Annotated in this window: 27 protein-coding genes; 16 read left to right on the forward strand and 11 right to left on the reverse strand. The window is 62.6% G+C overall.

The features are described 5' to 3' along the window. Positions 1 to 198 precede the first annotated feature (198 nt). The 4 genes from ACI3KW_RS04540 (at position 199) to ACI3KW_RS04555 (ending at position 3430) form a co-directional block, all read left to right on the forward strand. Positions 199 to 1782 carry an ABC-F family ATP-binding cassette domain-containing protein gene (locus ACI3KW_RS04540; protein WP_404847103.1) on the forward strand — a complete coding sequence of 528 codons (1584 nt, stop codon included), beginning with the start codon at positions 199 to 201 and terminating at the stop codon, positions 1780 to 1782. Between the two features lie 136 nt (positions 1783 to 1918). Next, entirely contained in the window at positions 1919 to 2350 is a 432-nt protein-coding gene (locus ACI3KW_RS04545) for a curlin (protein WP_404847104.1), read from the forward strand. 69 nt (positions 2351 to 2419) lie between these two features. Continuing rightward, positions 2420 to 2815: a curli-like amyloid fiber formation chaperone CsgH gene (csgH, locus tag ACI3KW_RS04550; protein WP_404847105.1), complete on the forward strand. Its 396-nt coding sequence runs from the start codon at positions 2420 to 2422 to the stop codon at positions 2813 to 2815. A gap of 195 nt (positions 2816 to 3010) precedes the next feature. Further along, positions 3011 to 3430 (forward strand): curlin, encoded by a 420-nt coding sequence (locus ACI3KW_RS04555; protein WP_262166981.1) that lies wholly within the window; start codon positions 3011 to 3013, stop codon positions 3428 to 3430. 71 nt (positions 3431 to 3501) lie between these two features. Here the strand turns inward: ACI3KW_RS04555 and dksA are convergent, their stop codons facing one another. From dksA to ACI3KW_RS04570, 3 genes are all read right to left on the reverse strand, one after another. Beyond that, complete coding sequence (gene dksA / locus ACI3KW_RS04560; RefSeq protein WP_113121149.1) at positions 3502 to 3921, reverse strand: RNA polymerase-binding protein DksA; 420 nt, start codon at positions 3919 to 3921, stop codon at positions 3502 to 3504. 180 nt (positions 3922 to 4101) lie between these two features. Beyond that, positions 4102 to 5436: an MFS transporter gene (locus ACI3KW_RS04565; protein ID WP_404847106.1), complete on the reverse strand. Its 1335-nt coding sequence runs from the start codon at positions 5434 to 5436 to the stop codon at positions 4102 to 4104. A gap of 112 nt (positions 5437 to 5548) precedes the next feature. After that, on the reverse strand, positions 5549 to 6451 hold the full coding sequence (locus ACI3KW_RS04570; protein ID WP_404847107.1) for a LysR substrate-binding domain-containing protein: 903 nt from the start codon (positions 6449 to 6451) through the stop codon (positions 5549 to 5551). Between the two features lie 95 nt (positions 6452 to 6546). Here ACI3KW_RS04570 and ACI3KW_RS04575 point away from each other — a divergent pair, with 95 nt between their 5' ends. Beyond that, positions 6547 to 6798: a hypothetical protein gene (locus ACI3KW_RS04575; RefSeq protein WP_404847108.1), complete on the forward strand. Its 252-nt coding sequence runs from the start codon at positions 6547 to 6549 to the stop codon at positions 6796 to 6798. Between the two features lie 69 nt (positions 6799 to 6867). Here the strand turns inward: ACI3KW_RS04575 and ACI3KW_RS04580 are convergent, their stop codons facing one another. Both ACI3KW_RS04580 and ACI3KW_RS04585 read right to left on the reverse strand, forming a co-directional pair. Further along, positions 6868 to 7254, reverse strand: a complete 387-nt coding sequence (locus tag ACI3KW_RS04580; protein WP_404847109.1) for a GFA family protein — start codon at positions 7252 to 7254, stop codon at positions 6868 to 6870. A gap of 7 nt (positions 7255 to 7261) precedes the next feature. Beyond that, the gene (locus ACI3KW_RS04585) at positions 7262 to 8185 is read right to left on the reverse strand and encodes a LysR family transcriptional regulator (protein ID WP_404847110.1); all 924 of its coding nucleotides are present in this window, start codon (positions 8183 to 8185) and stop codon (positions 7262 to 7264) included. 92 nt (positions 8186 to 8277) lie between these two features. Between ACI3KW_RS04585 and ACI3KW_RS04590 the strand changes: the two genes are divergently transcribed. Further along, positions 8278 to 9147, forward strand: a complete 870-nt coding sequence (locus ACI3KW_RS04590; RefSeq protein ID WP_404847111.1) for an aldo/keto reductase family oxidoreductase — start codon at positions 8278 to 8280, stop codon at positions 9145 to 9147. Positions 9148 to 9193: 46 nt separating this feature from the next. Here the strand turns inward: ACI3KW_RS04590 and ACI3KW_RS04595 are convergent, their stop codons facing one another. After that, on the reverse strand, positions 9194 to 9844 hold the full coding sequence (locus tag ACI3KW_RS04595) for a pyridoxamine 5'-phosphate oxidase family protein (protein ID WP_404847112.1): 651 nt from the start codon (positions 9842 to 9844) through the stop codon (positions 9194 to 9196). A gap of 357 nt (positions 9845 to 10201) precedes the next feature. Between ACI3KW_RS04595 and ACI3KW_RS04600 the strand changes: the two genes are divergently transcribed. Continuing rightward, entirely contained in the window at positions 10202 to 11389 is a 1188-nt protein-coding gene (locus ACI3KW_RS04600; protein ID WP_404847113.1) for a TCR/Tet family MFS transporter, read from the forward strand. On the opposite strand, the gene ACI3KW_RS04605 is transcribed toward ACI3KW_RS04600, so the two are convergent. After that, positions 11386 to 12027, reverse strand: a complete 642-nt coding sequence (locus ACI3KW_RS04605) for a glutathione S-transferase family protein (RefSeq protein WP_404847114.1) — start codon at positions 12025 to 12027, stop codon at positions 11386 to 11388. The two genes, ACI3KW_RS04600 and ACI3KW_RS04605, sit on opposite strands and share 4 nt — an antisense overlap. Before the next feature lie 178 nt (positions 12028 to 12205). Here ACI3KW_RS04605 and ACI3KW_RS04610 point away from each other — a divergent pair, with 178 nt between their 5' ends. Beyond that, positions 12206 to 12598, forward strand: a complete 393-nt coding sequence (locus ACI3KW_RS04610; RefSeq protein ID WP_404847115.1) for a DoxX family protein — start codon at positions 12206 to 12208, stop codon at positions 12596 to 12598. Between the two features lie 4 nt (positions 12599 to 12602). Here ACI3KW_RS04610 and ACI3KW_RS04615 read toward each other — a convergent pair whose 3' ends face one another. Beyond that, on the reverse strand, positions 12603 to 13031 hold the full coding sequence (locus tag ACI3KW_RS04615; RefSeq protein ID WP_404847116.1) for a flagellar assembly protein FliX: 429 nt from the start codon (positions 13029 to 13031) through the stop codon (positions 12603 to 12605). A gap of 220 nt (positions 13032 to 13251) precedes the next feature. Between ACI3KW_RS04615 and ACI3KW_RS04620 the strand changes: the two genes are divergently transcribed. The 7 genes from ACI3KW_RS04620 to flaF all read left to right on the forward strand — a co-directional run bounded on the left by ACI3KW_RS04620 (position 13252) and on the right by flaF (position 18147). Beyond that, positions 13252 to 14388, forward strand: coding sequence for a flagellar basal body P-ring protein FlgI (locus tag ACI3KW_RS04620; RefSeq protein WP_404847117.1), 1137 nt, complete (start codon positions 13252 to 13254; stop codon positions 14386 to 14388). Then, a complete protein-coding gene (locus ACI3KW_RS04625) occupies positions 14388 to 14708 on the forward strand; it encodes a rod-binding protein (RefSeq protein ID WP_404847118.1) in 321 nt (106 codons plus the stop codon). The genes ACI3KW_RS04620 and ACI3KW_RS04625 overlap by 1 nt, the downstream gene beginning before the upstream one ends. 2 nt (positions 14709 to 14710) lie before the next feature. Then, positions 14711 to 15178 carry a hypothetical protein gene (locus ACI3KW_RS04630; RefSeq protein ID WP_113121138.1) on the forward strand — a complete coding sequence of 156 codons (468 nt, stop codon included), beginning with the start codon at positions 14711 to 14713 and terminating at the stop codon, positions 15176 to 15178. Positions 15179 to 15292: 114 nt separating this feature from the next. After that, entirely contained in the window at positions 15293 to 15625 is a 333-nt protein-coding gene (locus ACI3KW_RS04635) for a hypothetical protein (protein ID WP_262166949.1), read from the forward strand. A 262-nt stretch (positions 15626 to 15887) separates the two neighbouring features. Further along, entirely contained in the window at positions 15888 to 17276 is a 1389-nt protein-coding gene (locus tag ACI3KW_RS04640; protein ID WP_113121136.1) for a flagellin, read from the forward strand. Between the two features lie 126 nt (positions 17277 to 17402). Further along, positions 17403 to 17828 carry a flagellar biosynthesis repressor FlbT gene (gene flbT / locus ACI3KW_RS04645; RefSeq protein WP_404847119.1) on the forward strand — a complete coding sequence of 142 codons (426 nt, stop codon included), beginning with the start codon at positions 17403 to 17405 and terminating at the stop codon, positions 17826 to 17828. After that, positions 17779 to 18147: a flagellar biosynthesis regulator FlaF gene (gene flaF, locus ACI3KW_RS04650; protein ID WP_035098871.1), complete on the forward strand. Its 369-nt coding sequence runs from the start codon at positions 17779 to 17781 to the stop codon at positions 18145 to 18147. Before flbT ends, flaF begins: the two co-directional genes overlap by 50 nt. 298 nt (positions 18148 to 18445) lie before the next feature. Here flaF and ACI3KW_RS04655 read toward each other — a convergent pair whose 3' ends face one another. The 3 genes from ACI3KW_RS04655 to ACI3KW_RS04665 all read right to left on the reverse strand — a co-directional run bounded on the left by ACI3KW_RS04655 (position 18446) and on the right by ACI3KW_RS04665 (position 24058). Then, a complete protein-coding gene (locus ACI3KW_RS04655) occupies positions 18446 to 20365 on the reverse strand; it encodes a hypothetical protein (protein ID WP_404847120.1) in 1920 nt (639 codons plus the stop codon). 12 nt (positions 20366 to 20377) lie between these two features. Then, positions 20378 to 22213, reverse strand: coding sequence for a flagellar hook-associated protein FlgK (gene flgK, locus ACI3KW_RS04660; RefSeq protein ID WP_262166940.1), 1836 nt, complete (start codon positions 22211 to 22213; stop codon positions 20378 to 20380). 69 nt (positions 22214 to 22282) lie between these two features. Then, entirely contained in the window at positions 22283 to 24058 is a 1776-nt protein-coding gene (locus ACI3KW_RS04665) for a flagellar hook protein FlgE (protein ID WP_404847121.1), read from the reverse strand. A 199-nt stretch (positions 24059 to 24257) separates the two neighbouring features. On the opposite strand from ACI3KW_RS04665, the gene ACI3KW_RS04670 reads away from it, so the two are divergent. Continuing rightward, complete coding sequence (locus ACI3KW_RS04670; protein WP_404847122.1) at positions 24258 to 25160, forward strand: ATPase; 903 nt, start codon at positions 24258 to 24260, stop codon at positions 25158 to 25160. Positions 25161 to 25193 lie beyond the last annotated feature (33 nt).

Raw genomic sequence — 25193 nt, forward strand, 5'->3', positions numbered from 1 at the left:
GGTATGGATCCCAACCAGCGAATCCCCAGTAGACCTCATCCTGAGCCTGTCGAAGGACGAGGTCGTGGCAGGCGACCAAACTTGACATCTCCACCACCCTGCCTATTTTCAACCCACCCGCAGCACAGACCGGACGGTACCCAATGGAATTCTCGATGACCGACTGCCTCATCCGCATCGCTCATTCGGAATCTGTCCATGCCCGCCTCCATAACGCTGCACCAAGTCTCCTACTCCACACCTGACAATCAGCCACTTTTCACCGGTCTCGACCTCAGCTTCGGCAATGAACGAACGGGGCTGATCGGCCGTAACGGCACGGGCAAATCCACCCTGCTCCGCCTGGTCACGGGAGAGGTCTCACCCTCATCCGGCTCGATCAGTGTGACCGGCACGCTGGGCGTGCTGGAACAATCCGTACAGGTTGACCCCGCTGAAACGGTCGCCGGCCATTTGGGTATTGCCGGTGAACTCGCGCGGCTGGATCGCCTCGAACAAGGTCTCGGCACTGCCGACGACGCCGGCGAAGCCGACTGGTCGCTACCCGGCCGCATCGAGACTGCGCTGGCCGATGTGCATCTGCCGGCGCTGGACACCAATCGCCTGATATCCACACTGAGCGGCGGCCAGCGCACGCGGCTGGCCCTCGCGCGGTTGATCCTCGCCAAGCCCGACATGATCCTGCTCGACGAACCCACCAATAATCTTGACGCCGATGGGCGGCAAGCCGTAGCCGACCTGCTGCATCGCTGGCGCGGCGGGGCGATCGTGGTCAGCCATGATCGCACTTTGCTGCGCGAAATGGATGCCATCGTTGAACTCACCAGCCTGGGCGCCAAGACCTATGGCGGCAATTGGGACCATTACAGCGAGCGCAAAGCGCTGGAACTGGCCTCCGCCGAGCACCAATTGGCATCGGCCGAGCGGAAAGTGGCCGAGGTCGACCGCAAGCTGCAGGCCGTCGCCGAAAAGAAGGCGCGCAAGGACAGCGCAGGCAAGCGCAAGGCGGCCAAGGGCGACATTCCGCGCATCATGCTGGGCGGCATGAAGGAGAATTCGGAAAATACCAGTGGTGGCAATGCGCGGCTGGCCAGCCGCTTGCGTGCCGAGGCATCGGAAGCCGCCAGTGAGGCCAGATCGCAGATCGAAATCCTGACCCCGCTCTCCGTCACGCTGACGCCCTCGGGCCTGCCGGCAGGTCGCACCGTGTTGCAGGTCGATAGCCTGAGCGGCGGGCCGGTGGCCGAGGCGCCGATCATCGAAAATGCCTCGTTCAGCATTTTCGGGCCGGAACGCGTGGCCATTACCGGCCCCAATGGCTCGGGCAAGACGACGCTGCTGCGGCTGCTGACGGGCGATCTGCCGCCCACCGCTGGCGCCGTGCGTATCCTCGTGCCCTATGCCTTGCTCGATCAGACAGTAAGCCTGCTCGACCCCGCCCTCAGCATTCGCGACAATTTCCGCCGCCTCAATCCCGATGCGGATGAGAATACCGGACGAGCGGCGCTGGCTCGCTTCATGTTCCGGGCCGATGCGGCGCTGCAATTGGTGGGGACGCTCAGTGGTGGCGAGACGCTGCGCGCCGGACTGGCCTGCACCATTGGCGGCAATAACCCGCCGCAATTGCTGATCCTGGACGAGCCCACCAACCATCTCGACATCCACGCCATTGAGCAGGTGGAGGCCGGTTTGCGCGGCTATGACGGAGCCTTGCTGGTGGTCAGCCATGACCGCGATTTCCTCGACGCCATCGGCATCGAGCGGGAGATCGCGCTGGGGTAAAGCCCACCGCTGCGCTTTTTTGAGAATGAACGGAATCTGAATCCGGGGTTCAGTCAGCGTTCCGGCTCGCCTGTTTAAACCAATCGTCATCGGCAAGAAGCGCTCGGAGGGAGCGCCGCCAAACAGGAGAAGTCAAATGAAGCGCATCGTTATCACCACCGCAATCGCCGCAATGCTCGCCGTTACCGCAGCGCCCGCCATGGCCGCTGGCGTCTGGGTCAATCAGTGGGGCTTCGGCAATGCTGCCGGCGGCAACCAGGCTGGCTGGAACAACAGCCTGGGCATTTCCCAGACCGGCAATTGGAACTCCGCTGTCGGCCATCAGTCCGGCCACAACAATGTCGGCGCCATCGGCCAGCAGGGCAATAACAACTATGGCGACACCTGGCAGCACGGTAACAACAATGCCGCTGGCGTCGGCCAGTTCGGCGACAACCACACCGCCATCCTGACCCAGGACGGCAATGGCAATGTCGCCGCCGGCGTACAGGTCGGCAATGGCTGCAGCGCCAATGTCGCCCAGGCCGGTGCCGGCAATGTCACCGCGTTCGTCCAGGCCTGCCCCTGATGCTTGATGACCTTCGGCCGGAAGGGCAAGCCCCTTCCGGCTTCATTCTAGAACGGGAGATTTTTAGAAATGCTTAGCTTCGACAAATGTTTAGGCGTTATTCCTGCCCTGTTCGGCCTTGGCCTTGCGGCCTTCGCAGTGACCAGCGGGCAGGCCGAAACCACCAGCGCCGGCCCGGTGCAGTGCGGCATAACCTCGACCACCCAGAACGGCATGCTCATGCTCGAAGGGGCGCTGCGCACCGATGTAGCGGTCAATGGCTCCTACCAATTCCGGCTACAAAGCTCGGGTTCTGGCGGCAGCAGCAATATCAGCCAGGGCGGCAATTTCTCGGCGGCGGCGCATGACAAGGTGTCGCTCGGCAAAGTCATGATCAATGCCGGATCCAAATATGATCTGGTGTTCGAAGTGACGGCCAATGGCCAGAAACTCGATTGCGATCAGGACCTTGTCACGACGCTTTGACTCAAGACTGCATCGCCGGCACCCATAGGGGCTTCAGTTCGCTGAGGCCCTCTTTGCGTTAGCACTTTGGCCCAATTGGTGCACGGACTGTGAACGCCGAGTGAATATCGCGCTCCAGATCGGTTCAGCCGCTCCCCTGCATAGTCAAACCATCAGCTGGACAACAGCCAGCGCACAACAAACAGGAGAGACGCCATGACCACCAAGATCATCAAGACCACTCTTGCCGCCCTTGTCGCTGCCGCCATCGGCGTCGCCGCGATTGCCACCCCAGCCACCGCCGCCGGCCAGGTTTCCATCAGCTACGCCCCCACCAATTCCGATGAGGCGCAGATGCTCGGCCTGGGGCTTGGCCTCTATTCGCTGTTTCAGGGGATGAACGCCACGGGTGCCAATGTCAGCCAGCACGGCAATGGCAATTCCGCTGGCGGCAGCCAGACCGGCTCGGGCAATAACGGCGTCATCGTGCAGAATGGCAATGGCCACAACGGCACGATCCATCAGAATGGCAACAACAATAGCTGCGGCCTGTTCCAGTTCGGCCAGAACACCAATGGCTCCTGCGTGCAGAACGGCAACGGCCAGTCCAGCCTCACCGGCGTGTTCGGCTTCTGAGCTGATGGATGTGGAAACGACAAAGGGCCCGCTTGTGGCAAGCGGGCCCTTAATTCTGTGGTGCTATCGGATCATTCGTCGCGGTAGACCTTTTCGCGCCGCTCATGCATTTCCTGGGCCTCGAGGCTCAGCGTCGCGGTCGGGCGGGCATCGAGGCGGGCCAGGCCAATCGGATCGCCGGTTTCCTCGCAATAGCCATAGGTGCCATCGTCAAGGCGCTTGAGCGCGGCATCGATCTTGGAAATCAGCTTGCGCTGGCGGTCCCTGGTGCGCAGTTCCAGCGAGCGATCGCTCTCCGAACTGGCACGATCGGCCATATCGGGGTGGTTTTGGCTTTCTTCCTGAAGATTGGCGAGCGTCTCGCGGCTTTCGCGAAGGATCTCGTCCTTCCAGGTATTCAGCTTAGCCCGGAAATACTCGCGCTGGCGCGGATTCATGAACGGCTCGTCATCACTGGGCCGGTATTCAACTAGGTCAACAACCGAAGACATCAGTAGACTCAACTCCAATGCACCCCTTAGGCGGCCTATATATGCGCGCAGGCGAGCCCGGGCAAGCACACAAATCACCCGGTGGACAACGCGACAAACCGCCCCGTGCCGGCCGTGTAGCCGATAATCGGCGACGGTTTGATGAATGGCGAGAGAGAGTTGCGACGGGGGTCGCCGCTTTCAGCCGGGTGCGTCAGTGGGCATGGCGGCGTGGCGGAACCGTGAGAGTAGCAGGGCTGTGCCCGTCCCCACCATTATTGTGCCCGCAATTGTCAGTGCGGCGCGATCGCCGAATTGCAAGGCCAGCCAGCCGCCCAGCGGCGCCGCCAGCGCGATCAGGCCCCAGTTTATCGAGCGGATCGTCGTGTTCATCCGTCCCCTCAGGCGCGAGGGCGTCACCGCGTTGCGGAAACTCATCTCAAGGGGGCCGCGCAGGCCAAGCCCTATGCCATAGACGAATTGCGCAGCGCAGAGCGCATAGAGTGCGACGCCCGTCTGCGGCGTCACCGCCACTATCAGCCAGGCGAGCCCGGTCAGAAAGTCGCAGCAGAGGATGGCCTTGCCCGTTCCAAGCAGCCGCGCCGTCCGTTCCGCGAGCCCCGCCCCGATCACCCCGGCCAGACCCGCCATTCCCAGCGTCAACCCGACGGCGCCCCCATCGAGACCCAGGCGCGTCGCATGGAAGACGTAAACCGTTCCGGCGATAGCATTGCCGATGAACCAGACATGCAGGCAAAGCGCATAGGGGGCGAGGAACGGATGCCGGTAGACCCAGGCAATTCCTTCCCGCAGGTCGGCGCCGAGCGAGGACCGCGCCGTGCGCTCGGTGGGCTGCCTGCCGGGCACGCCGGCCAACAGCACCGCCGAGGCGGCGTAGGTAGCAGCGTTGATCAGCATGGTGACCGGCGCGCCAACGACACCGGCCAGCACCCCTGCCAGCAAGGGCCCTAATGTCTGCGCTGCGGTATAGGTCTGGGTCAACGCCACGTTGCCCGAAGCAAGAAGGCTTGGCGGCAGCAGGTCGGCGGTGAACGATTGATGCGCCCCACCCTGCAATACCGCAGCGGTGCCGAGCAGGAAGACCAGCACGGCCACCCCAAACGGGGAGAGCATTCCCAACAAGCCCATGCCGGCAATCGCCAGCAGCAGCACACAACTCGCAATATCGGTGGCGATCAGCAATTGCTTGCGCTGCACACGATCAACGACCACGCCCGCCAAAAGCCCGAACAACAGCGAGGGCAGCCACTGCGCGGACCGCACCCAGCCGATCTCCAGCTGGTCGGCACTGAGCACGTGGATCAGCAAGAGCTGCAGCGACAGTCCGAAAATGAACGTCCCGAAATTGGAGAGCCCATCAGCCATCCACAGTCGCACGAAGCCGGGATAAAGCAGCAACTGACCAAATGAAGCCCGCTCAACTTTGGTCACCGCATCACTATCCTGCAGGGTCGCAATGCCGTTTTGGTAGCGATGATTGCCAAGTTCATCAAGGCGGGGATCAGCGAGCGGCAATATCGGCTCGTCCCATTTGGCATAACCAGAGAACCCGCCGATGCGAGAGAGCCTACGCGCTGGGCCAGTGGCAAACCCGGTATCGGCTTTCGCTTGCGGCGTTTGACCGCTTTTAGCGGGAGGCTGGTGATTTTCCGGAGATGCCCATGGCCGCCACGAGCCAGTCGCAAAACGTCCTCTCCGACATTGTGAGCTTGGCGAAGCTCCGTGCCACCAGCCAATATGCACCATTCTCAATATCCAGATCGAACGGTGCGCGGAGGTGGCCATCACTGAGGAGGCGATCGGCCAGGTGACGGTCAGCAAGGGCGGCGCCATGCCCGAGTTGGGCGCTTTGCAGGGCTATCGCGGCGTTTGAAAAAACCGGCCCCCATGTCGGGCGTACCTGGACCCCGGCAATAGCAAGCCAGCGCTGCCATGGCGCTTCGTTTTCGTCTCGCAGGAGCGGGATTTTTGCAATGTCCAAAGGAGATTTTATCTCAATCGCCAGGTGCCCGACAGCGACCACGGGCGTGAGCAGATTGTCGATAAGATGCCGGGCCTCCAACCGTGGCCAGCTCTTGTCGGTGAGGCTGTAGCGAACGGCGACGCCAGCATCGTCACCGCTTAGATCCACGAGCGTCGAACTGCTTTCAATCTGAACATCAATATCGGGGTGTGCGACAGTGAACTCGGCAAGCCGGGGGATCAGAAACAGCGTGGCGAAGGTCGGTTCGACGCTGACGAATACCCGCTTTTTGCGTGGCGGCGCGAGCAGTTCGGACAGGGCCGTGTCGATGGCATCAAAACTCTTCGTCAGTTGCCCCAATAGCCGCGCCCCGCCCGAGGTCAGCCGGACATTGCGATGCCCCCGCTCGAACAAGGCGCCGCTGAGTTGGCCCTCGAGGTCCCGGATTTGCCGGCTAATGGCGGCTTCGGACACGGCCAATTCTTCGGCCGCCTTCTTGAAGCTCTGGTGCCGACCAGCCGCTTCGAAGGCGCGCAACGCGGTAAGGGGTAGACGGCTGCGCTTCATCGGACAACCTCAGGTTATCTGAGCTGCCTTATACTCGTTTGAGCGATCGGCACCAACGGCCTAGCGTGATCCGACCACAGACGCGGAGAGCAGAAATGACCTCTTTGATCGGAAGGCTGAGTCACGCACTGATTCAGGAAATCAAACTAGAGTATGAACTTTATGGTGGCATCCGGGACATCCCAGACGATCCCCGGCTGCTCAATGACATTGGCTACACACGAGCCGAACTTAAAGCAGCACTCATTGCAGAGCGAAATGCCGCCAGCCAGCGGCGACGCCTGGCTAAGCCCGAAAATGTCCCCGCCTACGAAATCGACCGGAATGTGGTCCAATCGGGGTATTAACTCTGGAGCCAGCAGCTACCGGCCCGGCGGCAGCGATGTCCTCGACGGCCCGGCCGTCCTTTAGGCTAATCACAGCGGCGGCGGGTTGTGCTCGTGCAGGTCGACGCCGGGGATGTGGGGCAGCCAGGGTTCGCGGCGGATGGTCCAGACTTCGAGATGAGGCGGGATGTCGTAGGGGGCGTCGTCGAGGGTGCCGAGGAAGATTTCGACGCCATCGTCGAACAGGAAGAACAGGCGCGAGCCGCAGGCGGGGCAGAATTGGCGCCGGTCGTAGGTTTGCACGTTGCCGATCATGGTGAACTGGTCCTGGCGCCAATTTGCCGTGGCTGAGAAGGCCGAGCCCGTCAGCTTGCGGCATTTGGTGCAGTGGCACAGGCCGGCAATATAGGGCTCGCCCGACACTTGGTAGCGCACGGCGCCGCAGAGGCACCCGCCCGTCCTGATCCTGTCACTCATGGCGGTTTTACTCCCCTTTGGCCGGCGCGGAATGTTGCATTTTCCGGACGAAGTCGACGAAGGCCCGCAGCGGTGCGGGCACCAGCTGACGGCCGGGATAATAGAGGAAGGGTCCGGAAAAGCTGACCCACCAGGGCTCGAGCACCGGCAGAAGCGCGCCGCTGAGGAAATGCGGGCGCAGCCAATCTTCAAACAGGGCCACAATGCCGGTGCCGGCAATGGCGGCATCGATAGCCAGTTCCGTCGCGGCGCCGGCCTGTACGATGAGCGGGCCTTGCGGCTCGATGCGCACTGTTTCGCCGTCGCGCTCGAAATCCCAGGAGAACAGTACACCGCTGGGAAAGCGGCCTTGCAGGCAGGCATGGCTGAGCAGATCGCGGGGGTGTTCGGGGCGGCCGCGGCGGTCGAGATAGGCGGCGGAGGCGCCCAGAGCAAAGCGCTGCACGCGCGGGCCGATCGGCACGGCGATCATATCCTGGGCCAGGCGTTCCTCATAGCGAATGCCGGCATCGCAGCCGGTGGCCAGGATATCGACGAAACTTTCCTCGGCGACGATCTCCACCCTGATATCGGGATAGGCGGCGAGGAAGGCCGGGATGATGGCGGGCAAGACAGTGCGGGTGGCGCTGACCGGCACATTGAGCCGCAGCGTGCCCATGGGCTGCTCGCGATGGGCATTGACCACATCCATGGCCGCTTGGATTTCCTGCAAGGCGGGCTCGAGCCGCGCCAGCAGGTCGCGCCCCGCCTCGGTGGGCAAGACGCTGCGAGTGGTACGGTTGAGCAGCCTCACGCCCAAGCCGGCCTCGAGCCGGCGGACGGCGTCGCTCAGGCTCGACGCGCTCTTGCCGGTCTCGCGGGCACCATCGCGAAAGCCGCCATTGCGCACGACGGCGGCGAAAGCCTTAAGGTCATTGAGATCAGGATTCATTGTACGCCTTGTCGGACAGCCCGTGCGGATTGTGACCCATTATTCTGGCAATGGGCAAACCTTATCTTGGCGGCGTAATAACGGAGATGATCATGTCCAACTTAGCAGCAGCCGGAACCTTTGCCCTGGGCCAGCGTCACGTAAAGCGCCTGGGCTATGGTGCAATGCAGCTCGCCGGCCCCCACGTGTTCGGGCCACCGCGCGATCCCGACGCCGCCCGCGCCGTATTGCGCGAAGCGATCGCGCAGGGGATCAACCATATCGACACCAGCGACTTCTATGGGCCGCACATTACCAACCAGCTGATCCGCGAGGCGCTGCCCAGCTATCCGGACGATCTGGTCATCGTGACCAAGATCGGTGCCGTACGCGGAGCCGATGCCTCGTGGTTGCCAGCCTTTTCCGCTGCCGACCTGGCGCAGGCGGTCGAGGATAACCGTAAAAATCTGGGCCTCGACGTACTCGAAGTGGTCAACCTGCGGATCATGTTCGGCATGGGGCCGACGGAAGGCTCGATCGAGGCGCCGCTGACGGCGCTGGCGGAGCTGCAAAGCCGGGGCCTGGTGCGCCATATCGGGCTGAGCAATGCCACCGCAGCGCAGGTGGCCGAAGGCCGCAAGCTGGTGCCGATCGTATGCGTGCAGAACCAGTACAACCTGGCGCATCGGGAAGATGATGCCCTGATCGATGATCTGGCACAGGCGGGCATTGCCTATGTGCCATTCTTCCCGCTGGGCGGCTTTACCCCGCTGCAGTCGTCGGCGCTGTCCGAGGTGGCGAGTCGGCTGGGTGCCACCCCGATGCAGGTGGCGCTGGCCTGGTTGTTGCGACGTTCGCCCAATCTCTTGTTGATCCCCGGCACGTCCTCGGTGGCGCATCTGCAGGAAAACCTGCTCGCCGCCGACACCGTGCTGTCGGACGAGGACATGACCGTGCTCAACGGCATTGCCGCGGCGAAATGAGCTGATGCCCGGCCGCTGTTTGCAGCAGGCCGGGCCCTGCCCCGCGCTAGTACATCGACTTCTTGTATTCGACTTCGAGATCGGCATCGATCTGGCGCATCGCCTCGGCGTCGCTAGGCGCACCGGTGGTCTGGTCCAGGATGATCTTGGACAGCGAGGGCATGTCACGGCGATCCTGGAAATGTTCAGGGTCCCACAAATGCGAGCGCCGGAACGCCTTGGCGCAATGCATGAACGCCTCGCTGACCTTGATCACGATGGCGAGCTTGGGCTGACGGCCATTGACGCTCATCCCACCCAGAATGGCCGGGTCAGTCACGAGGCTCGCCTGCCCGTTGACGCGCAGCGTGTCATCAAAGCCGGGAATGATGAACAACAGGCCGACATTGGGATTGGCCAGGATATTGACCAGGCTGTCGAGCCGGTTATTGCCGGGACGGTCCGGGATGGCCAGGGTGTGCTGATCGAGAATTTCGACAAAGCCGACCGGATCGCCGCGCGGGCTGACATCGGCCCGGCCATCGGCATGCTGGGTGCCGATACACACGAAAGGCGAGCGCCGGATAAAGTCCTGCGCATAGCTATCGAGCAGGCTCTGGCACTTGTGAATGGCCAGCGCCGTTTGCGCCGGAAACAGGCTGCGCAGCGTCTGCTCATCGGTGATGGTGAAGTCCGGATCGACCTTGAAGTCCGGCATTTTTGGCTCTCCCCTCCAAAATATGAGGTACGTACCTCACATTTGATTGGTAGCGGCTTTTTTGCCGGCGGGCAAGCCGGCTCGATGCTCGGCTAGCGCCGCTGCGAAAGCACTTGCCGCGCCCCGCGATCAGGCGTATTCGACGCATGTCGCGAAAAGCGACCGCTTTCCTTGGTCCGCTCAGTGGCGGAGTAAATAGGTGGACGAATGGTCGTCCAGGTGGTCAAGCACACGCCGTCCATGCCCAAGGCATGCCTCGGCCAGCGGCTCCAACACATCACCGCCTGACACGATCAGGCTCAATCGCGCACCATGGGCGCCGCGCGGCGCTGCATGTTTGCGCCGGAGCACGTCCACATGAGCAGACCCCTCACCGTCATCTTCACCGCCATTGTCCTCGATGCCGTTGGCATCGGCCTCATCTTCCCCATCCTGCCCTCGCTGCTGCAGGAGGTGACCCATGCCGAAAACGTGGCCCCCTATATCGGCATCATGACTGCGCTCTATGCGATCATGCAGTTCATCTGCGCGCCCGTGCTCGGCTCGCTCAGCGACCGGCTCGGACGGCGCCCCGTATTGCTGATTTCCATCGCGGGCGCTGCCGTCAACTACCTGTTCCTCGCCTTCGCGCCGAGCCTGTGGCTGCTACTGATCGGGCGCGCCATTGCCGGGCTGACCGGCGCCAATATTTCGGTGGCCATGGCCTATATCACCGACATCTCGCCCGAGGATAAGCGGGCACGGCGCTTCGGCCTGTTCAATGCCATGTTCGGCATCGGCTTTATCATCGGGCCGGTGCTGGGTGGCGCCTTGGGCGATCATTGGCTGCGGCTGCCCTTCATCGCGGCGGCAGTGCTGAACACCGCCAATCTACTGCTGGCCTTTTTCGTGCTGCCGGAATCGCGCACCCCCAGCAAGGCGAAGATCGACTTGGCTTCGCTCAACCCATTGCGGCCGCTGCGCTGGGTGTTTTCACTCAAGAGCCTATTGCCGGTGGTCTTCATCTTCTTCGTGTTCAGCGCCACCGGCGAGGCCTATGGCACCAGCTGGGCGCTGTGGGGCAACGACACGTTCGGCTGGAACGGACTGTGGATCGGGCTGTCGCTCGGCGCCTTCGGCATTTGCCAGACGCTGGCGCAGGCTTTCCTGCCGGGACCGGCGGTGAAGCTGCTGGGCGAACGCGCCGCCATCCTGACTGGTATCGGCTGCGCGTGCCTTGCGCTGACCGTCATGGCGCTGGCCAATCAAAGCTGGATGATCTTTGCCATCATGCCGGTCTTTGCGCTGGCTGGCATTGGCGTGCCGGCGCTGCAATCGCTGGCCACGCGACAGGTCGATGCCAGCCAGCAGGGCCAGTTCCAGGGCGTGCTGGCCTCGGCAGTGAGCCTGGCTTCGATCGCCGCACCGCTGGGCTTTTCCAGCTTCTATTTCGTGGTCCAGGCGCAATGGCCCGGCGCGATCTGGCTATCGGTGGTGGCGGTCTATGCACTCAGCGTACCACTGGTGCTCGGCTTGCGACTGAACCAGCAGGAAGCGGCGACCTAGGCGCCATTAGCGACCGCCAATTGAGCGGCGAAGGCGCGCTGATAAGCCGGGCGCGCCCGAGCGCGGTCACAATAGGCGGAAAGCGTGGCAAATTCGTCGAGGATCCCCGATGGCCGCACGCGCAGCAGCACATGGACCATCATCAAATCGCCCGCGCTGAAGGTGCCATCGAGCCAATCGGCATCGCCCAGGCGGGCGGCGAGGTCGCGCAGATAGGCGCGGATGCGATCCTGAACCAGCGGCAGGCGCGCTTCAAACCAGGGTTTGTCGCCCTCGCCGAATTTGAGGGTCTGCAGTTCGAGGATCGGCGGCTCTACCGTGCTGGCGGCGGCAAACATCCAGGTGATGGCGCGGGCGCGGCCATTGGCATCGTCGGGCAAGAGGCCGGCATGGCGCTCGGCGATGTGGAGCACGATGGACCCGGTCTCGAACAGGACGAGATCGCCTTCTTCATAGGTGGGAATTTGTCCAAAGGGTTGCAGCGCGCGATGGGCGGGCTGTTTCATTTCCGCGAAGGAGACCAGCCGGACATTGTAGGGCTGGCCCACTTCTTCAAATGCCCAGCGCACGCGCATGTCGCGCGCCAGTCCCTGGCCACGGTCGGGCGAGCGTTCAAATGCGGTGATGGTGGGGATCATGACAGGCTCCGAATGGTGATCATCGACTTCACTGCCGCAACGAACGGCCGGGCCGGACTTCGACACGGCCCTGCAAAAAATGCGGACGTCCCCGCTGTCGAATCCGGCGCCTATTGGTCGTCGTGGTGGGGAACGGGTATAATACCCCTTCGCTCCATCATGTCTGAGGGGACTATCAATGATTGCGAGACTGAACAGCCTTTCGCCCTATGTCCTGGCGATCCTGAGAATTATCACCGGCCTGCTCTTCGTGCATTTCGGCCTGCAGAAACTCTTCGGCTTTCCCGTGCCATTTCCGGTGCCGCTGGACGCGATGACCACGACCGCCGGCGTGCTCGAACTGCTAGGCGGTGCGCTGGTGACCATCGGGCTCTTCACCCGGCCAGCCGCCTTCATCCTGTCGGGCATGATGGCGGTGGGCTATTGGATCGGGCATGCGCCCATGGGGTTCTACCCCGCGGTCAATATGGGCACCGGGGCGATATTGTTCTGCTTTATCTATCTCTATCTGGTGTTTTCCGGGCCGGGCGCCTGGAGCCTGGATGGCAAGCTGAACCTGCCCTGGCGGTGACGCCTTAGAGAAACCGGCCCAGCTTGGCCAGTTCCACCCGGACACGCAGTTCGATGTCGTCGAGCACGGCATCGAGCCCCGGCACGGAGCGCTCGCGCACTTCGCCCAGCAGGATGACGAGCTGATCAAGCTTTTCGGCGCCGACGCGGCCGATCAACAGGTCTGCCTTGATGGCGTCGAGCGTGTCGAGCAGCGAAGCGCCACGGCCGACGGCGCGCTTCTTCTTGCCGGCCAGTGGGTCTTCGACAGCCTGCAAGGCGAGGATCGCGTCGATGCCGGCCGTTGCGGCCATGGGCGCGGCGGCAGCGGTGCGCACGGCACTGTCTTCGCCGGCCGGAACGAAGGCCATGCCCGAGCCGGCGCGGCCTGCGGCGCTACGGCCACTGACCCCATTGGTGCGAGTATTGGTTTCGATGCGCAAAGCCAGACTCAAATCAGTTCGGTGCTATCCCCGGCAAAATCTGCCGCAAGGCGTTAACAAGAGCTTAATCGACCCGGCAAGAATTGCTTAGCGCTGGGTCGTTGCGCGTCTTGGCGCCGACAAAACCAACATAAAACCCAGTTACTTCAAAAGCTTGAAGCGAAAAATGCGGCTTGGCACGCTTTTCGCAATGTCGTCGTCAAATGTCGCGCCATGGGGATGGAGCGGCCGAATGACGGGGATGACGATGCACATGATCTTGCGACGGCTCGCGGCAACTGCCCTCAGCGCCGCCCTGCTGCTGGCTCCGATGGCCGATGCCTTGGCCGCGGCAGCGCGCATCAAGGACATTGTCGACATGGAAGGCGTCCGTGAAAACCAGCTGGTCGGCTATGGCCTGGTGGTGGGTCTCAACGGCACGGGCGATCGGCTCAACAATTCCCCCTTCACCAAGCAATCGCTGCAATCCATGCTGGAGCGACTGGGCGTCAATACGGCGGGCGAGAATGTGCGCACCGCCAATGTCGCCGCCGTCATGGTCACCGCTAATCTACCGCCCTTCGGCACGCAGGGCTCGCGCATCGACGTTTCGGTGGCGGCCCTGGGCGATTCCGACAGCCTGCAGGGCGGCACGCTGCTGGTCACCCCGCTGCTGGGCGCCGATGGCGAAGTCTATGCCATTGCGCAGGGCCCGGTGAATATCAACGGCTTCAAGGCGCAGGGCGACGCCGCCACGGTCATCTCGGGCGTGCCGACCACGGGGCGGATTTCCTCAGGTGCGGTGATCGAGCGGGAGATCGATTTCCATCTCGGCTCGCAAACCTCTCTGCGGCTGGCGCTGCGCAATCCCGACCTGACCACGGCGCGACGCATCGCGCTCTCGATCAATGATTTCATCGGCGTGCCCACTGCGACGCCGGAGGACCCGGCGACGGTGCGGGTCACCCTGCCCCGCGGCTTCAATGGCAATATTGTCGACCTTTTGACCGATATCGAACAGCTGATGGTGGAAACCGACCAGCCGGCCAAGATCGTCATCGACGAGAATTCCGGCATTATCGTCATGGGCAAGGATGTACGGGTGTCCAGCGTTGCCGTGGCCCAATCCAACCTGACGGTGACCATTGCCGAGAACCCCACAGTGGTGCAGCCGGCGCCGTTCAGCGATGGCGTGACGGCGGTGGAGCCGAGCACCAATCTGGATGTCTTCGCCTCGGATAAGGCGCTGGCGGTAGTCAATGAATCGGTGACGCTGCAGGAATTGGTGGATGGGCTCAACGCGCTGGGCATAGCGCCGCGCGACCTGATCGCGATTCTCCAGGCGATCAAGGCCACCGGGGCGCTGCAAGCCGAAATCGAGGTGCTGTAATGGTCGAGGCCATCGCCAAACCGGGATCGACCCTCAGCGCCAGCCAGATCGCCAAGGTGCGCCAGCAGGCCGAGGAATTCGAAGGCGTGTTCCTCAACACCCTGACCAAGACAATGTTCGAAAGCGTCAAGAGCGAGAACGGTTTTGGCGGCGGCTTTGGCGAGGAAACCTGGCGCTCGATGCAATCGGAACAACTCGCCAATTCCATGGCGCAAAATGGCGGGCTCGGCATTGCCGACCAACTGATGGGCGACCTGCTGACCCTGCAGGAAGCCGCCAACGTGCAGAACAGCCTGACACTTCCCAAGGGAGCCTATTGAGTATGACCGCCGCAGCCCGCCTCGCCGCCCTCGACAGCCTGCCGGCCGACGATCTGTGCCAGATGGCCGAAGTCGCCCTCGCCGCGCTTGTCGATATCATGAACCAGGAAACCGTGCTGCTGCGCACCGGCCACATCAAGCAGGCCAGCACGCTTACGCCCGACAAGACGCGGCTGGCGCAGGACTATGTGGGCTTTGCCCGCGCCGTGCAGCGCCAGGGCGATCGCCTGCGCGCCGAGGCGCCCAAGGCCATCGACCGGCTCAAGCAGGGACATGAAAGCCTCGCCACGCAGATGGCGGAGAATCTGCGCGTGCTGGCGACGGCGCGGACCGTGACCGAAGACCTGCTGACCGATGTGGCGCAGATCGTCGGGCAGCAGAACAAGGCCAAGACTTACGGCCGGGCTGGCGCGGTGGCGTCCGATCCGGCGAGTTCGGCGCGGGGGATTGCGGTTAATCGCTCGATGTAGGGGCGCTGGCGGCGCACTCCCGCATTTGAATCTAATCCGCCCTAAACCGGTAAGTGCGCCACAATCTGTTCGTGCCTAGGCTGCCACTGCATTCGTATATGCAAGGACAGCGTCATGGTCACCGCAATCGCACCCGAGCCGATTGGCCCGAGTCATACCAATATTTCGGATTACCGCTATCGCGCCGCGCTGGGCGAACGCACCGTTTTGCCGCAAAGCACGCCATCCGCTCCCAAGAATGCCAAGCCGAACCCGGACCGCGAAGAGCGCTCCAGCGATAGCGAACAGGAAGCGCCGGCGCGCGATTCATCGTCCATGTTCGCCGCGGCGGTAATTGCCGGCGCCCTTGCCCCGACGCCACAGACGCTGGCCGAGCTGTACCAGCGCATCGGCTCCGCAACCATTCCCCCCGAATCCATGGCGCGGCTGAAAGACTTAATGGCGTGATACGTCGGGCCCCATAGCCTTGTCCTTGCCACAAAAGCCCCGGACAACGGGGCTTTGTTCTGTCTGGAGGCCCAGATTCCGCCGGATTCTGCCCCGGTAGCAGGCTCTTCACCTGCTTTTAACCGAGCTGAGTAATCCTCAAGATCAACGCAAGCTGCGGCATCAAGTTAACGATTTTTTATGCCGCTCCGTGCATGCTCCACGCTGTCTCAGAATGAGGCGTCAAAGCAAAATACGAGTCTCCTAGAAAGGGAACTTTACCATGGCTGATATCAATCTCACTGCCGCCGTCCGGTCCAATCTCTCCTCGCTGCAGAACACAGCGACGCTGATGGCCAAGACCCAGGACCGCCTGTCGACCGGTAACAAGGTCAACTCGGCACTCGACAACCCCACGAACTTCTTCACTGCCGCGTCGCTCAACAGCCGCGCCGGTGACCTGAACAACCTGATGGACTCGATGGCTAACGGCATCAAGACCATCGAAGCTGCCAATAACGGCCTGACCTCGATCACCAAAAACCTGGAATCGATGCAGTCCACTCTGCGTCAGGCTCGCCAGGACAAGTCGTTCCAGACCCAGTCCTACACGCTCGATACCGCTGCCACGACCGGCAATATCAGCTTTGAGGGCGGCGCTGTCGGCGACACGGCCGTTGATGTGGCCCTGACCAAGACTGTAAAGACCGCAACCTTTACGGGCACGGTTGCCGCTGCTGACACCGGCAAGCAGTTCACCATCAGCGATGGCACGACTGCTACGCTCGACATCACGCTGGCGACCGGCGACACCGCCACCGACATCGCCAACAAGATCAACACCGCTGCCACCACTGCCGGCAATGCCATCACCGCCAAGGTGGAAAATGGCCAGCTGAAGGTCTCCAACAGCACTGGTGCTGCGATCACCGTTGCTGAAGGCACCACCACTGGTGGCGCGGCCGTCCTGGGCTTCGGCGCCGACGCAACCGCCGCCAAGTCGACCGACGAGCTGGTCTCCGAGATCAACAAGAACGACGACCTCAAGGGCAAGATCCGCGCTTCCAACGACAACGGCAAGCTGCGCATCGAGAACCTGTCGACCCAGGCGCTCGACGTGACCCAGGGCACCACTGCCTCGGAAATCGCCGGTAACTCCGTGCGTGCCGATCTGGCCAACCAGTTCAACGAACTGCGCGACCAGCTCGACAAGCTGTCGGACGATGCTTCGTTCAACGGTATCAACCTGCTGCGTGGCGACAAGCTGAAGATCACCTTCAACGAAACCGGCACCTCCTCGATCGACATCCAGAGCAAGGGTGAAGATGCAGTCAACGCCGCCAACCTGAAGTTGTCGACGACCCTGACCGCCAAGGACCTGGACAGCGACGCTGGCATCGACGCCTTCCTTGACCAGGTCAAGGGCGCCCTGAACTCGGTTCGTTCGCAGGCTTCGTCCTTCGGCTCGAACCTGTCGATCGTGCAGAACCGTCAGGACTTCACCAAGTCCATGATCAACACGCTCGAAACCGGTGCCGGCAACCTGACCCTGGCCGACATGAACCAGGAAGCTGCCAACATGATGGCGCTGCAGACCCGCCAGTCGCTGGGTACCTCGACCCTGTCGATGGCCAACCAGGCTGACCAGAGCATCCTGCAGCTGCTGCGTTAATCGCACCGCAAATAGCTTGAGGAAGGCGGGCTTTGGGGCCCGCCTTTTTCTTTGTCCGCTCGGACTAGAAAGCGCCGCAAATGGCGCTAGTGTGAGCGCGCAAACGAATATGTGAAGGAGAATGCCTTGGCGCTAAAGGTCGAACTCAAGCCCGGCGAGAAACTGCTGGTGGGCAATTGCATCATCACCAATTCCGAACAGCGCTCGCGGCTGTTTATCGACGGCAAGGCGCCCATTCTGCGCGAAAAGGATATCCTGACCACCGAGACTGCCGACACCCCTGCCAAGCGCATCTACCTGGCCGTGCAGCTGATGTATATCCAGGAAGACATCACCACGCTGCGGGACGAATATTTCACGCTGATCAACGATTTCGTGAGTGCGGCGCCGTCCACAATTTCAATTGCGGACCGCATCAATAACGACATCTTAACTGGCGACCTGTACAAAGCTCTCAAGACAGCCAAAGAGCTGATTCAGTACGAACAGGACCTGTTTGAGCATGCAGCAATACGGCGCGGCAGCCTATCAGACGACAGCCAAGACGGTTGAATCCCCTCGCGAACGAGAAGCTGCGCTGCTCATCAAATCCGCTGCGAGCCTGCAGTCCGTGCGCGACAACTGGCCGGCTGATAGCGAAGTGCTCAAGGGCGCGCTGACCTTCAATCGCAAGCTGTGGACCATCTTCATGACCTCGGTGACGCGCGACGACAATGCGCTGCCGGCCATGGTGCGCCAGAACATCGCCAATCTGGGGATGTACATCCTCAACGAAACGCGCGAGATCCTGCTCGATCCGGTATCCCCCAATCGGCTGGACACGCTGATCAACATCAACCGCCAGCTAGCGCAAGGTTTGCGCGCGAACTGAGTGAGTGGTGAAATGAATGAAGAGGCCCCGCATTGCGGGGCTTTTTTGTTTTGGGGGATGGTCAGAGAAATGTCATCCACCCACACGCTCGCTGACACCCGGCGCAGGCCGGGGCCCATCCTGAGATCGTGGTTGTTCCGCCAGGTGGCGGAGCGAAGATACACACACCTTGCGGCGGGTCTACCATCTCGAGATGGGCCCCGGCCTGCGCCGGGGTGACACCGTGGGTGGGAGGTAGTGTCGTGGGTTTGAAGTTAGCCACGGTGTTCTCTCCCACGGGAGAGGCTCCTCTCCCGCCCTACTTCATGAAGTTGACGAGGCTGAGTTGGCTGATCATGGAGGTGGCCTGGTAGCTGGCTTGCAGGCGCGTCTGCAGGGCCAGGATTTCCATGGCGACGTTTTCCTTGCTCACCGTTTCCACATCGCTCAGCAGGTTTTCGAGCTGCAGCTTGTAATTGGAGTGGCGGGTGGTGGTGTTGTTGAGCGCGCTGCGGGCCATACCCAGTTCCATGGTCAGGACTTCCACCGAACCGCGCTTGACATTGTGGGCCTCCGACAGCGCCGATTGCTGGCGCTCGGCCATGGCGTCGAAGCGGCCGGTGGCGGTCGGATCGCCATCGGGATAGGTCTCGACCGACATGGCGGCGGTGGTGCGCATCAGGGCGAGCAGGCCCGATTCATTGGCCTGCAGGCCGTAATTGACGCGGGTGGAATCGTCGATCTGGGCGGTGACGCTCTGGCGCGGATTGCCTTCGGCCAGGATGGCAGCGTCGGTGACGACGCCGGTCAGCGCCTTGGAGAAATTGGCGGCGGTGGCGTTCACATCGGCCCCGATGGTGAACTGGCCGGGGCCCGCTTTGCCGACTACGGCAGTCAGCGCCATGGTGCGGGTGGTGCCGTTCGGTTCGGTCAGGGTGATATTGACGGTTTCCCCAGGCGCAGGAATGGCGGTGAATTGCGCGGTGGCCTGGGACGGATTCGTTGCCGTGTAGCCGGTGGTGATGCTGGCGGTGGACGCCGAAATGCCGCTGACCTGGAAGCCATGGGCGGCCGAGACAGGCTGCTTTTCGCCCAGGGTGACATTGGCGCCATTGGTGCCGATTTCGAGACGCCCTAGCCCCTCGGCTGCGACTGCCGGGGTCTGGCCGGTATACCACATGACCGTGTCCGCCTCGGTGGCTAGCCGCAGGCTGGTGGGGGGATTGCCGCTGCTCTGATCGACGCGCAGCACGGGCTCGCCCGCGCCGTTGAAGAAGTTCTGCGAAGCGGCGAAGGTTGAGGCGCCGGACAGGGTCGTGCCGCCCACTTCGACCAGCTTTTTATCGAGCGCCGTCTTGAAATTGGCGGCCGTGGCCTCGGCATCCGCGCCGATGACGAATTCATTGATGCCGCCGGGCGCATCGGCCGCCGCGATCGCCCGCATGGTGATCTGCGTTTCGGTGCCGTCGGGCAGCGTGAAGCCCATGGAAATGGTCTGGCCGGCGGCGATCTGCTCGGCGGGCGTGGGCGCAAAGGTGACGCCGACCTGGTTGCCCAATGTCCCGCCACCCGCCGCCGGCTGCGAGACGGTGACGGCGCCGCTGGTGGTGGAGATAGCGGACACCTTCATGCCGAAGGGGTGCACGCCATCCTCGGCCAGGTTGACACTCGTGGTGCCTGCAGCGAGCGAGGATTGCAGGCGCCCGCGCCCGTCGAGGCCGGCATCGGCGGCCTTGCGCTCGGTGACCACAGCCTTGAAGCCGGCGCGACCGCCCTGCCCTTCGAGCAGCGTCGTGGTATCGGGCAGCGGCGCCTTGTCGGTGTTGGAGCCGCCGAACAGATAGCGGCCGGCAATATCGGAATTGAGCATGGTCACCATCTCATCCAGCCGGCCATAGGCGAGCCCCGGCACCGTGGCCAGGTTGATGTTATTGGTGCCGTATTGCCCCTGTACGGCCGAACTGCGGCCTTCGGCCTCGAGCTTGTCGAAACGCGCCATGGCATTGTCGAGAAAGCTCAGGCGCAGATTGACCGTGTCGATATTGGCGGAGAATGAATCGATCTTGGCAAGGCGCGAGCGCACCGAGATCGACATGGGTAGATCGTTCCCCATTTCGGCCAGGGTCGACGCCTTCATGCCGGTGCCCAGCTGGACCTGCAGCGTGGCGAAGCGATCCTGCATGCGCGAGATGACGGAGAACCCGGTCTGGATCGGATACATCGACTTGTTGACGATCATTCAGGGGTCTCCTCAGGTCGAAGCAAACAGGGCGTCGAGCAGTTCCTTGACCACCGACACGATGCGGGCATTGGCGGCATAGGCATTTTGCAGCTCCATCAGCCGCGCCATCTCGGCATTGACGTCCACGCCGTATTCCGAGGACATCTGGTCCACAATGGTATCGAGGGTCAGCTGGCGATCATCGGAGCGGGTCAGGGCCGCATTGATGCTGGAGCCCTGGAAATTGAGCACCTGGCCGATCATCTCGCCCAGATTGCCGTTGAGCTGGAAATTCTTGGAATCGGCCGGATTGCCGCCGGAAACCAGCTGCAGGCTGCTGAGCTGGCCGATGACGAAATTGGCGCGATCGGCATCGCCCAGCGTGCCGCCCACTTCGTGCTGCACCATCAGGCGATTGTCGGCCAGGATGGCGCTATTGACCGTGATACGGGCGGCAAAGCCCTGCTTCTGCGGCGGATCGCCATTGAGATTGTTGGTGAAGGAGGCGTCGCCCTGATCGACGAACAGGTTGAACGCCAGGCCATCGCCCTGCACGCCTGAGGCGGTGGTGCGCACGGCAGCCGACTTGACCGTCGTTGGCCCGCCCGCGCCGGCATCGAGCACGCGGATATTGCCGGCGCCCGTGCTGGAGATCGTCAGATTGGGCAGCTTGCTGCCCAGCATGTTTGCCGCCGCGGTCGCATCGCCGGACAGGTTGATGCTGATAACGCGCTGCCCGGTGGCGTCGACATAGTCCTTGCCATCGGTGCTGTTGACCACGCGAACGCGGCGTTCGACACCGTTCTCGGTATAGGTCAGCAGCATGTCATTGCCGGGCTGCATATTGCCCAGGTTCAGATCAAAGCCATTGGCGCCCGCGGCGCTCGTGGCCGTGCCCTGCGCGGTCTTGGTGGAGAAGGCCTGGGCCAGGCCCGCGGCGATCTCGTCGAGCTGATCCTGGGCTTCGACCAGGGTGCGGTCACGCAGGGTGACAAGGCCCGCCAATTCCCCGCCCTGCAGGATGCCCTGGGCCACCAGATCGAGCTTGAGGCCCGACGGAGTGGTCAGGATCAGCTTGCCGACCGAGGTCTGGTTCTGATCGACATTGAACTGGGAATTGGGAGAGAGATTGCCCGCACTTTCAAAGGAGAATTGCCCGACGCCATTGTCCAATAGACCGACGCCGGAGCGGGTCATCAGCGAAACGGTGCCATTGGCGCGGTAATCGGCCTGCACGTCGACCAGCTCGGCAACACCCGAGACCAAACGATCGCGCTGGTCCTGCAGGGAGGCGCGCGCGGAATCGGTCATGCCCAGATCGAGCATGCGGTTGTTCACTTCGGCCAGCGAATTGAGCATGCCGTTGAGATTGTTGACGTGGTTGGCGATCTGCCCTTCGGTTTCCTGGCGCATGCCCTGGATGGTGCCGGACAGGCGATTGAGCGTCTCGGCCATGGTCTGGGCGGAGGCGACGGCCTGCGAGCGGGCTGCGTAATTGTCAGGGCTGGTCGCAATGCCCTGCAAGGTCTTCTGCAGATCGGCAAAGATGGTATCGAGCGAACCGGCGGTGCCGGGCTTGCCCAGCGCGCCTTGCAGGCGATCGAGATAATTGGCCTGGATGCCCGAATTGGCGGCGTCGCTGACCTGGCGGGTGTAATAGGTCTGCAGGCTGGTGTTGAAGGCGCGCACCGTGCCCTGCGTGCGGGCATAGCTGCTGTTCTGCGAATTATAGTCGACGACGTTGAGCGACTGCCGGTGATAACCAGGCGTGCCGGCATTGGCCACATTGCGGCTGAGGATGGAGAGCGCATCCTGGCTGGTGCGCAGACCCGAAACCGCATTTGTCAGAGATGTCGTCAAACCCATGTCTTGGGCTCCTCACGCGAGAACGGGGTCCGCAGCCAGTGCCGCGAACCCAAACTGTCGCCGCTGCGGCTAGCGGATCATGTTGAGCGCTTCCTGCAGCATCTTGTCGGCCGCACTGACGATGCGCGTGCTGGCGGCATAGGCCTGCTGGGTCACGATCAGCTTGGTGAATTCGTCGGAAATGTCGGTGTTGGAGGCTTCGAGCGCGCCGCCCATAATGCCTTCGCCGGTGAGATCCAGGATGGCCTCGCCGGATTCCGAGGTCGACGCGAATACACCGCCATCGAGCCGCTTGAGCGAGTTGATGGCGTTGAAATTGGCCGTGACCACCTGCGCCATGTCGATGCGCTCGCCATTGGAATAGGTGGCAACCACACGGCCATTGTCGTTGATGGCCACCGAGACGAATTCACCAGCGCCATAGCCATTCTGGTTAAGCGTCGAGGTATTGGCCTTGCCGTTCACATCGGCGAACTGGGTCAGCCCGTTGGTGTCGTAGCGCAATTCCACATCGCCCACACCAACGCCGTTGATGTTGAGGCCGGTCAGCGTGGTAGCGCCGCCGGCGGGAGCCGCCAGCGAGCCATTGGCGGCGAACTGGAACGTCTCGTTGACGCGGGTCCACTGCGTCTCCGTTCCGGCCGCATTGCCGTTGGACATGTAGTAGAGGTGCCAGGTGTCGCTACCGGGCGGGGTGCTGGTGGCGCTGTCGACCTTGGCCCAGCGCATAGTCACCTCGGCCGGGGCGCCGTTCTGGGCATAAACCGTGATGGAGCCGGCCGGGATCGTGTTGGTGAGGAATTGCGCGTTCTGGTTGGCAGAAATCGCGTTGACCGGCGTGCCATTGGGCACCGAGCTGACCGGCGGCGTGGTGTTGAACGAGGTCGACAGCCCGGCCGAGGCCGAGGCCGTCATGGTGAAACCGGAATTTGTGGGCATGGTGATCTGCAGCTTGCCGGCGTCGGTACCGGTGGCCGGGATAGCGACGGTCGAGCCGGCGCCATTCGGACGGCCCTGCATGTGGGTCTGAACCTCAGCCAGCACCTGAGCGACCGTCTTGCCATCGGTGTCGATGTACATGTTGGAGGCGTTATTGGCGGGCGGAGCGCCCGCAGCGGCCGAGTAGAAATTGTAGTTGAAGGCCGTACCGCTGATCGCGATGGTCAGGGACTGGCCCACCATGCTGGCGGGCGTGGCGGTGAATGCCGTGGTCGAGGTGGAGCGGGCCGGCGTGAAGGTGCTCGGCAGATAATCGCCCGCACGCATCAGCTCGCTATTGGGCACCGAGGCCTTGTAGGCGTCGGTCTTGGGCAATTGCGGCAGGTTGGCCTGGTAATTGATGCGCGTGGTCTGCTGGGCCGGCAGGAAGGCATTGGAGAGCTTGATGACGGCGGGCGCCGAGCCCGAGACGTTGCCGGTGGCCGGATCGATCGCCAGGCCCTTGAGGTAGTAGCCGGCGCCGTTGACCAGGAGGCCATCCTTGTCGATCTCGAAATCACCGCGGCGGGTGTAGAAATTGGTACCGGCAAAGGTGCCGTCGCCATCGGCCTGCCCGTTCTTGGGCTCGACCACGAAGAAGCCGTTGGAATTGAGCGCGATGAAGGTCTCGTTCGCCACCGTCTTGATGTCGCCCTTGACGTCATTGGTGCCGCGCGACTGCGCCAGCACCGCGCCCGGCACCTGGCGGCGGATCGGGGCGTCGGGGATCAAATCCAGGAAATCGGTTTCGATGCGCTTGTAGCCAGTCGTCTGCGAGTTGGCGATATTGCCGGAAATGTTTTCCAGCGCGTGCGCCTGCGCCCGCAGACCCGTCACCGCACTGGAAAGAGCCCCGTAAATACCCATCAAAAACTCCTGAAACTGCTCGCGCTGGTTGCGCCTGTTCAGCACGGATAGGAGCAAGTAGGGTGCCAACTGCACTTTGCTTTGATTTTAAAGGATAATTTCTCCGCAGACCGGGCAATTGCGGCGAAAACCCGGCAATTGAGTCCGGGCCCACCGGCAGAAATTGCCGCCCGCTTGTCTGATGGCGGCAAGTGCATTAATGCACAAAGACACTGCGCCCGGGATCACCACCGCCATGCTGTTCAAGTCCGCCGATGAGTTCGTGAAGGCCGAGCGCCGCACCGTGACGGTGTTTGGCATGGCCGGCGTCGGCAAGACGCGGCTGAGCAATATGCTGCGGGCGTCGCGCTGGTTCCACTATTCGGCCGATTACCGCATCGGCACGCGCTATATGGGCGAATATATCGTCGACAATTTCAAGCGCGAAGCCATGAAGGTGCCGTTCCTCGCGGACCTGCTGCGCTCGGACTCGATCTATATCTCGTCCAACATCACTTTCGATAATCTCGATCCGCTCTCGAGCTATCTCGGCACGCCCGGCAATCCCGACAAGGGCGGGCTGCCGCTGGCCGAGTATCAGCGCCGGCAGGAACAGCATCGGGTGGCCGAGATCGCCGCGCTGCAGGACGTGCCGCATTTCATCGAGCGGGCCAAGGAACTCTATGGCTATGATGATTTCATCGCCGACACCGGCGGCTCGCTGATCGAGGTAATCGATCCCGCCGACCCGGAAGACCCGGTGGTGAGGACGCTGGCGGCTTCCACCGCCCTGCTCTACATTCGCGGCACCGACAAGGACGCCGCCGAACTGGTGCGGCGCTTCAAGCAGAGCCCCAAGCCGATGTATTACCGCCCGCCCTTCCTCGTCGAGAAATGGGCCGAGTACAAGGCGCTCAACAACATCGCCGAGGACTGCGACGTCGACCCTGCCGGGTTCGGCGCCTGGGGGTTCGAGGCGCTGCTGCATGACCGCCTGCCCCGCTATCAGGCGTTGGCGGATAATTTTGGCTATGTCGTTGAGGCATCGGATCTGGCCATGGTCCGCGACGGGGACGAATTCGTGGACCTGATGGCCGCGGCGATCGAGAGGCGAATGCGTTAGCGCGTTCTCCCATTGGAGACGCGCCGGCCTTGA

Source organism: Devosia sp. ZW T5_3 (assembly GCF_044987315.1).
Lineage (GTDB): Bacteria > Pseudomonadota > Alphaproteobacteria > Rhizobiales > Devosiaceae > Devosia.

What these genes read in the sequence shown, in the direction of transcription:
- ACI3KW_RS04540 (WP_404847103.1), top strand. Translation starts at nt 199, where the DNA reads ATGCCCGCCTCCATAACGCTGCACCAAGTCTCCTACTCCACACCTGAC.
- flgK (WP_262166940.1), bottom strand. Translation starts at nt 22,213, where the DNA reads ATGGGTTTGACGACATCTCTGACAAATGCGGTTTCGGGTCTGCGCACC.
- ACI3KW_RS04655 (WP_404847120.1), bottom strand. Translation starts at nt 20,365, where the DNA reads ATGATCGTCAACAAGTCGATGTATCCGATCCAGACCGGGTTCTCCGTC.
- ACI3KW_RS04620 (WP_404847117.1), top strand. Translation starts at nt 13,252, where the DNA reads ATGACGGGGATGACGATGCACATGATCTTGCGACGGCTCGCGGCAACT.
- ACI3KW_RS04670 (WP_404847122.1), top strand. Translation starts at nt 24,258, where the DNA reads ATGCACAAAGACACTGCGCCCGGGATCACCACCGCCATGCTGTTCAAG.
- ACI3KW_RS04575 (WP_404847108.1), top strand. Translation starts at nt 6,547, where the DNA reads ATGACCTCTTTGATCGGAAGGCTGAGTCACGCACTGATTCAGGAAATC.
- ACI3KW_RS04625 (WP_404847118.1), top strand. Translation starts at nt 14,388, where the DNA reads ATGGTCGAGGCCATCGCCAAACCGGGATCGACCCTCAGCGCCAGCCAG.
- ACI3KW_RS04640 (WP_113121136.1), top strand. Translation starts at nt 15,888, where the DNA reads ATGGCTGATATCAATCTCACTGCCGCCGTCCGGTCCAATCTCTCCTCG.
- ACI3KW_RS04580 (WP_404847109.1), bottom strand. Translation starts at nt 7,254, where the DNA reads ATGAGTGACAGGATCAGGACGGGCGGGTGCCTCTGCGGCGCCGTGCGC.
- ACI3KW_RS04665 (WP_404847121.1), bottom strand. Translation starts at nt 24,058, where the DNA reads ATGGGTATTTACGGGGCTCTTTCCAGTGCGGTGACGGGTCTGCGGGCG.
- csgH (WP_404847105.1), top strand. Translation starts at nt 2,420, where the DNA reads ATGCTTAGCTTCGACAAATGTTTAGGCGTTATTCCTGCCCTGTTCGGC.
- ACI3KW_RS04610 (WP_404847115.1), top strand. Translation starts at nt 12,206, where the DNA reads ATGATTGCGAGACTGAACAGCCTTTCGCCCTATGTCCTGGCGATCCTG.
- flaF (WP_035098871.1), top strand. Translation starts at nt 17,779, where the DNA reads ATGCAGCAATACGGCGCGGCAGCCTATCAGACGACAGCCAAGACGGTT.
- ACI3KW_RS04585 (WP_404847110.1), bottom strand. Translation starts at nt 8,185, where the DNA reads ATGAATCCTGATCTCAATGACCTTAAGGCTTTCGCCGCCGTCGTGCGC.
- ACI3KW_RS04545 (WP_404847104.1), top strand. Translation starts at nt 1,919, where the DNA reads ATGAAGCGCATCGTTATCACCACCGCAATCGCCGCAATGCTCGCCGTT.
- ACI3KW_RS04555 (WP_262166981.1), top strand. Translation starts at nt 3,011, where the DNA reads ATGACCACCAAGATCATCAAGACCACTCTTGCCGCCCTTGTCGCTGCC.
- ACI3KW_RS04605 (WP_404847114.1), bottom strand. Translation starts at nt 12,027, where the DNA reads ATGATCCCCACCATCACCGCATTTGAACGCTCGCCCGACCGTGGCCAG.
- ACI3KW_RS04630 (WP_113121138.1), top strand. Translation starts at nt 14,711, where the DNA reads ATGACCGCCGCAGCCCGCCTCGCCGCCCTCGACAGCCTGCCGGCCGAC.
- ACI3KW_RS04590 (WP_404847111.1), top strand. Translation starts at nt 8,278, where the DNA reads ATGTCCAACTTAGCAGCAGCCGGAACCTTTGCCCTGGGCCAGCGTCAC.
- ACI3KW_RS04635 (WP_262166949.1), top strand. Translation starts at nt 15,293, where the DNA reads ATGGTCACCGCAATCGCACCCGAGCCGATTGGCCCGAGTCATACCAAT.
- ACI3KW_RS04600 (WP_404847113.1), top strand. Translation starts at nt 10,202, where the DNA reads ATGAGCAGACCCCTCACCGTCATCTTCACCGCCATTGTCCTCGATGCC.
- dksA (WP_113121149.1), bottom strand. Translation starts at nt 3,921, where the DNA reads ATGTCTTCGGTTGTTGACCTAGTTGAATACCGGCCCAGTGATGACGAG.
- ACI3KW_RS04570 (WP_404847107.1), bottom strand. Translation starts at nt 6,451, where the DNA reads ATGAAGCGCAGCCGTCTACCCCTTACCGCGTTGCGCGCCTTCGAAGCG.
- ACI3KW_RS04595 (WP_404847112.1), bottom strand. Translation starts at nt 9,844, where the DNA reads ATGCCGGACTTCAAGGTCGATCCGGACTTCACCATCACCGATGAGCAG.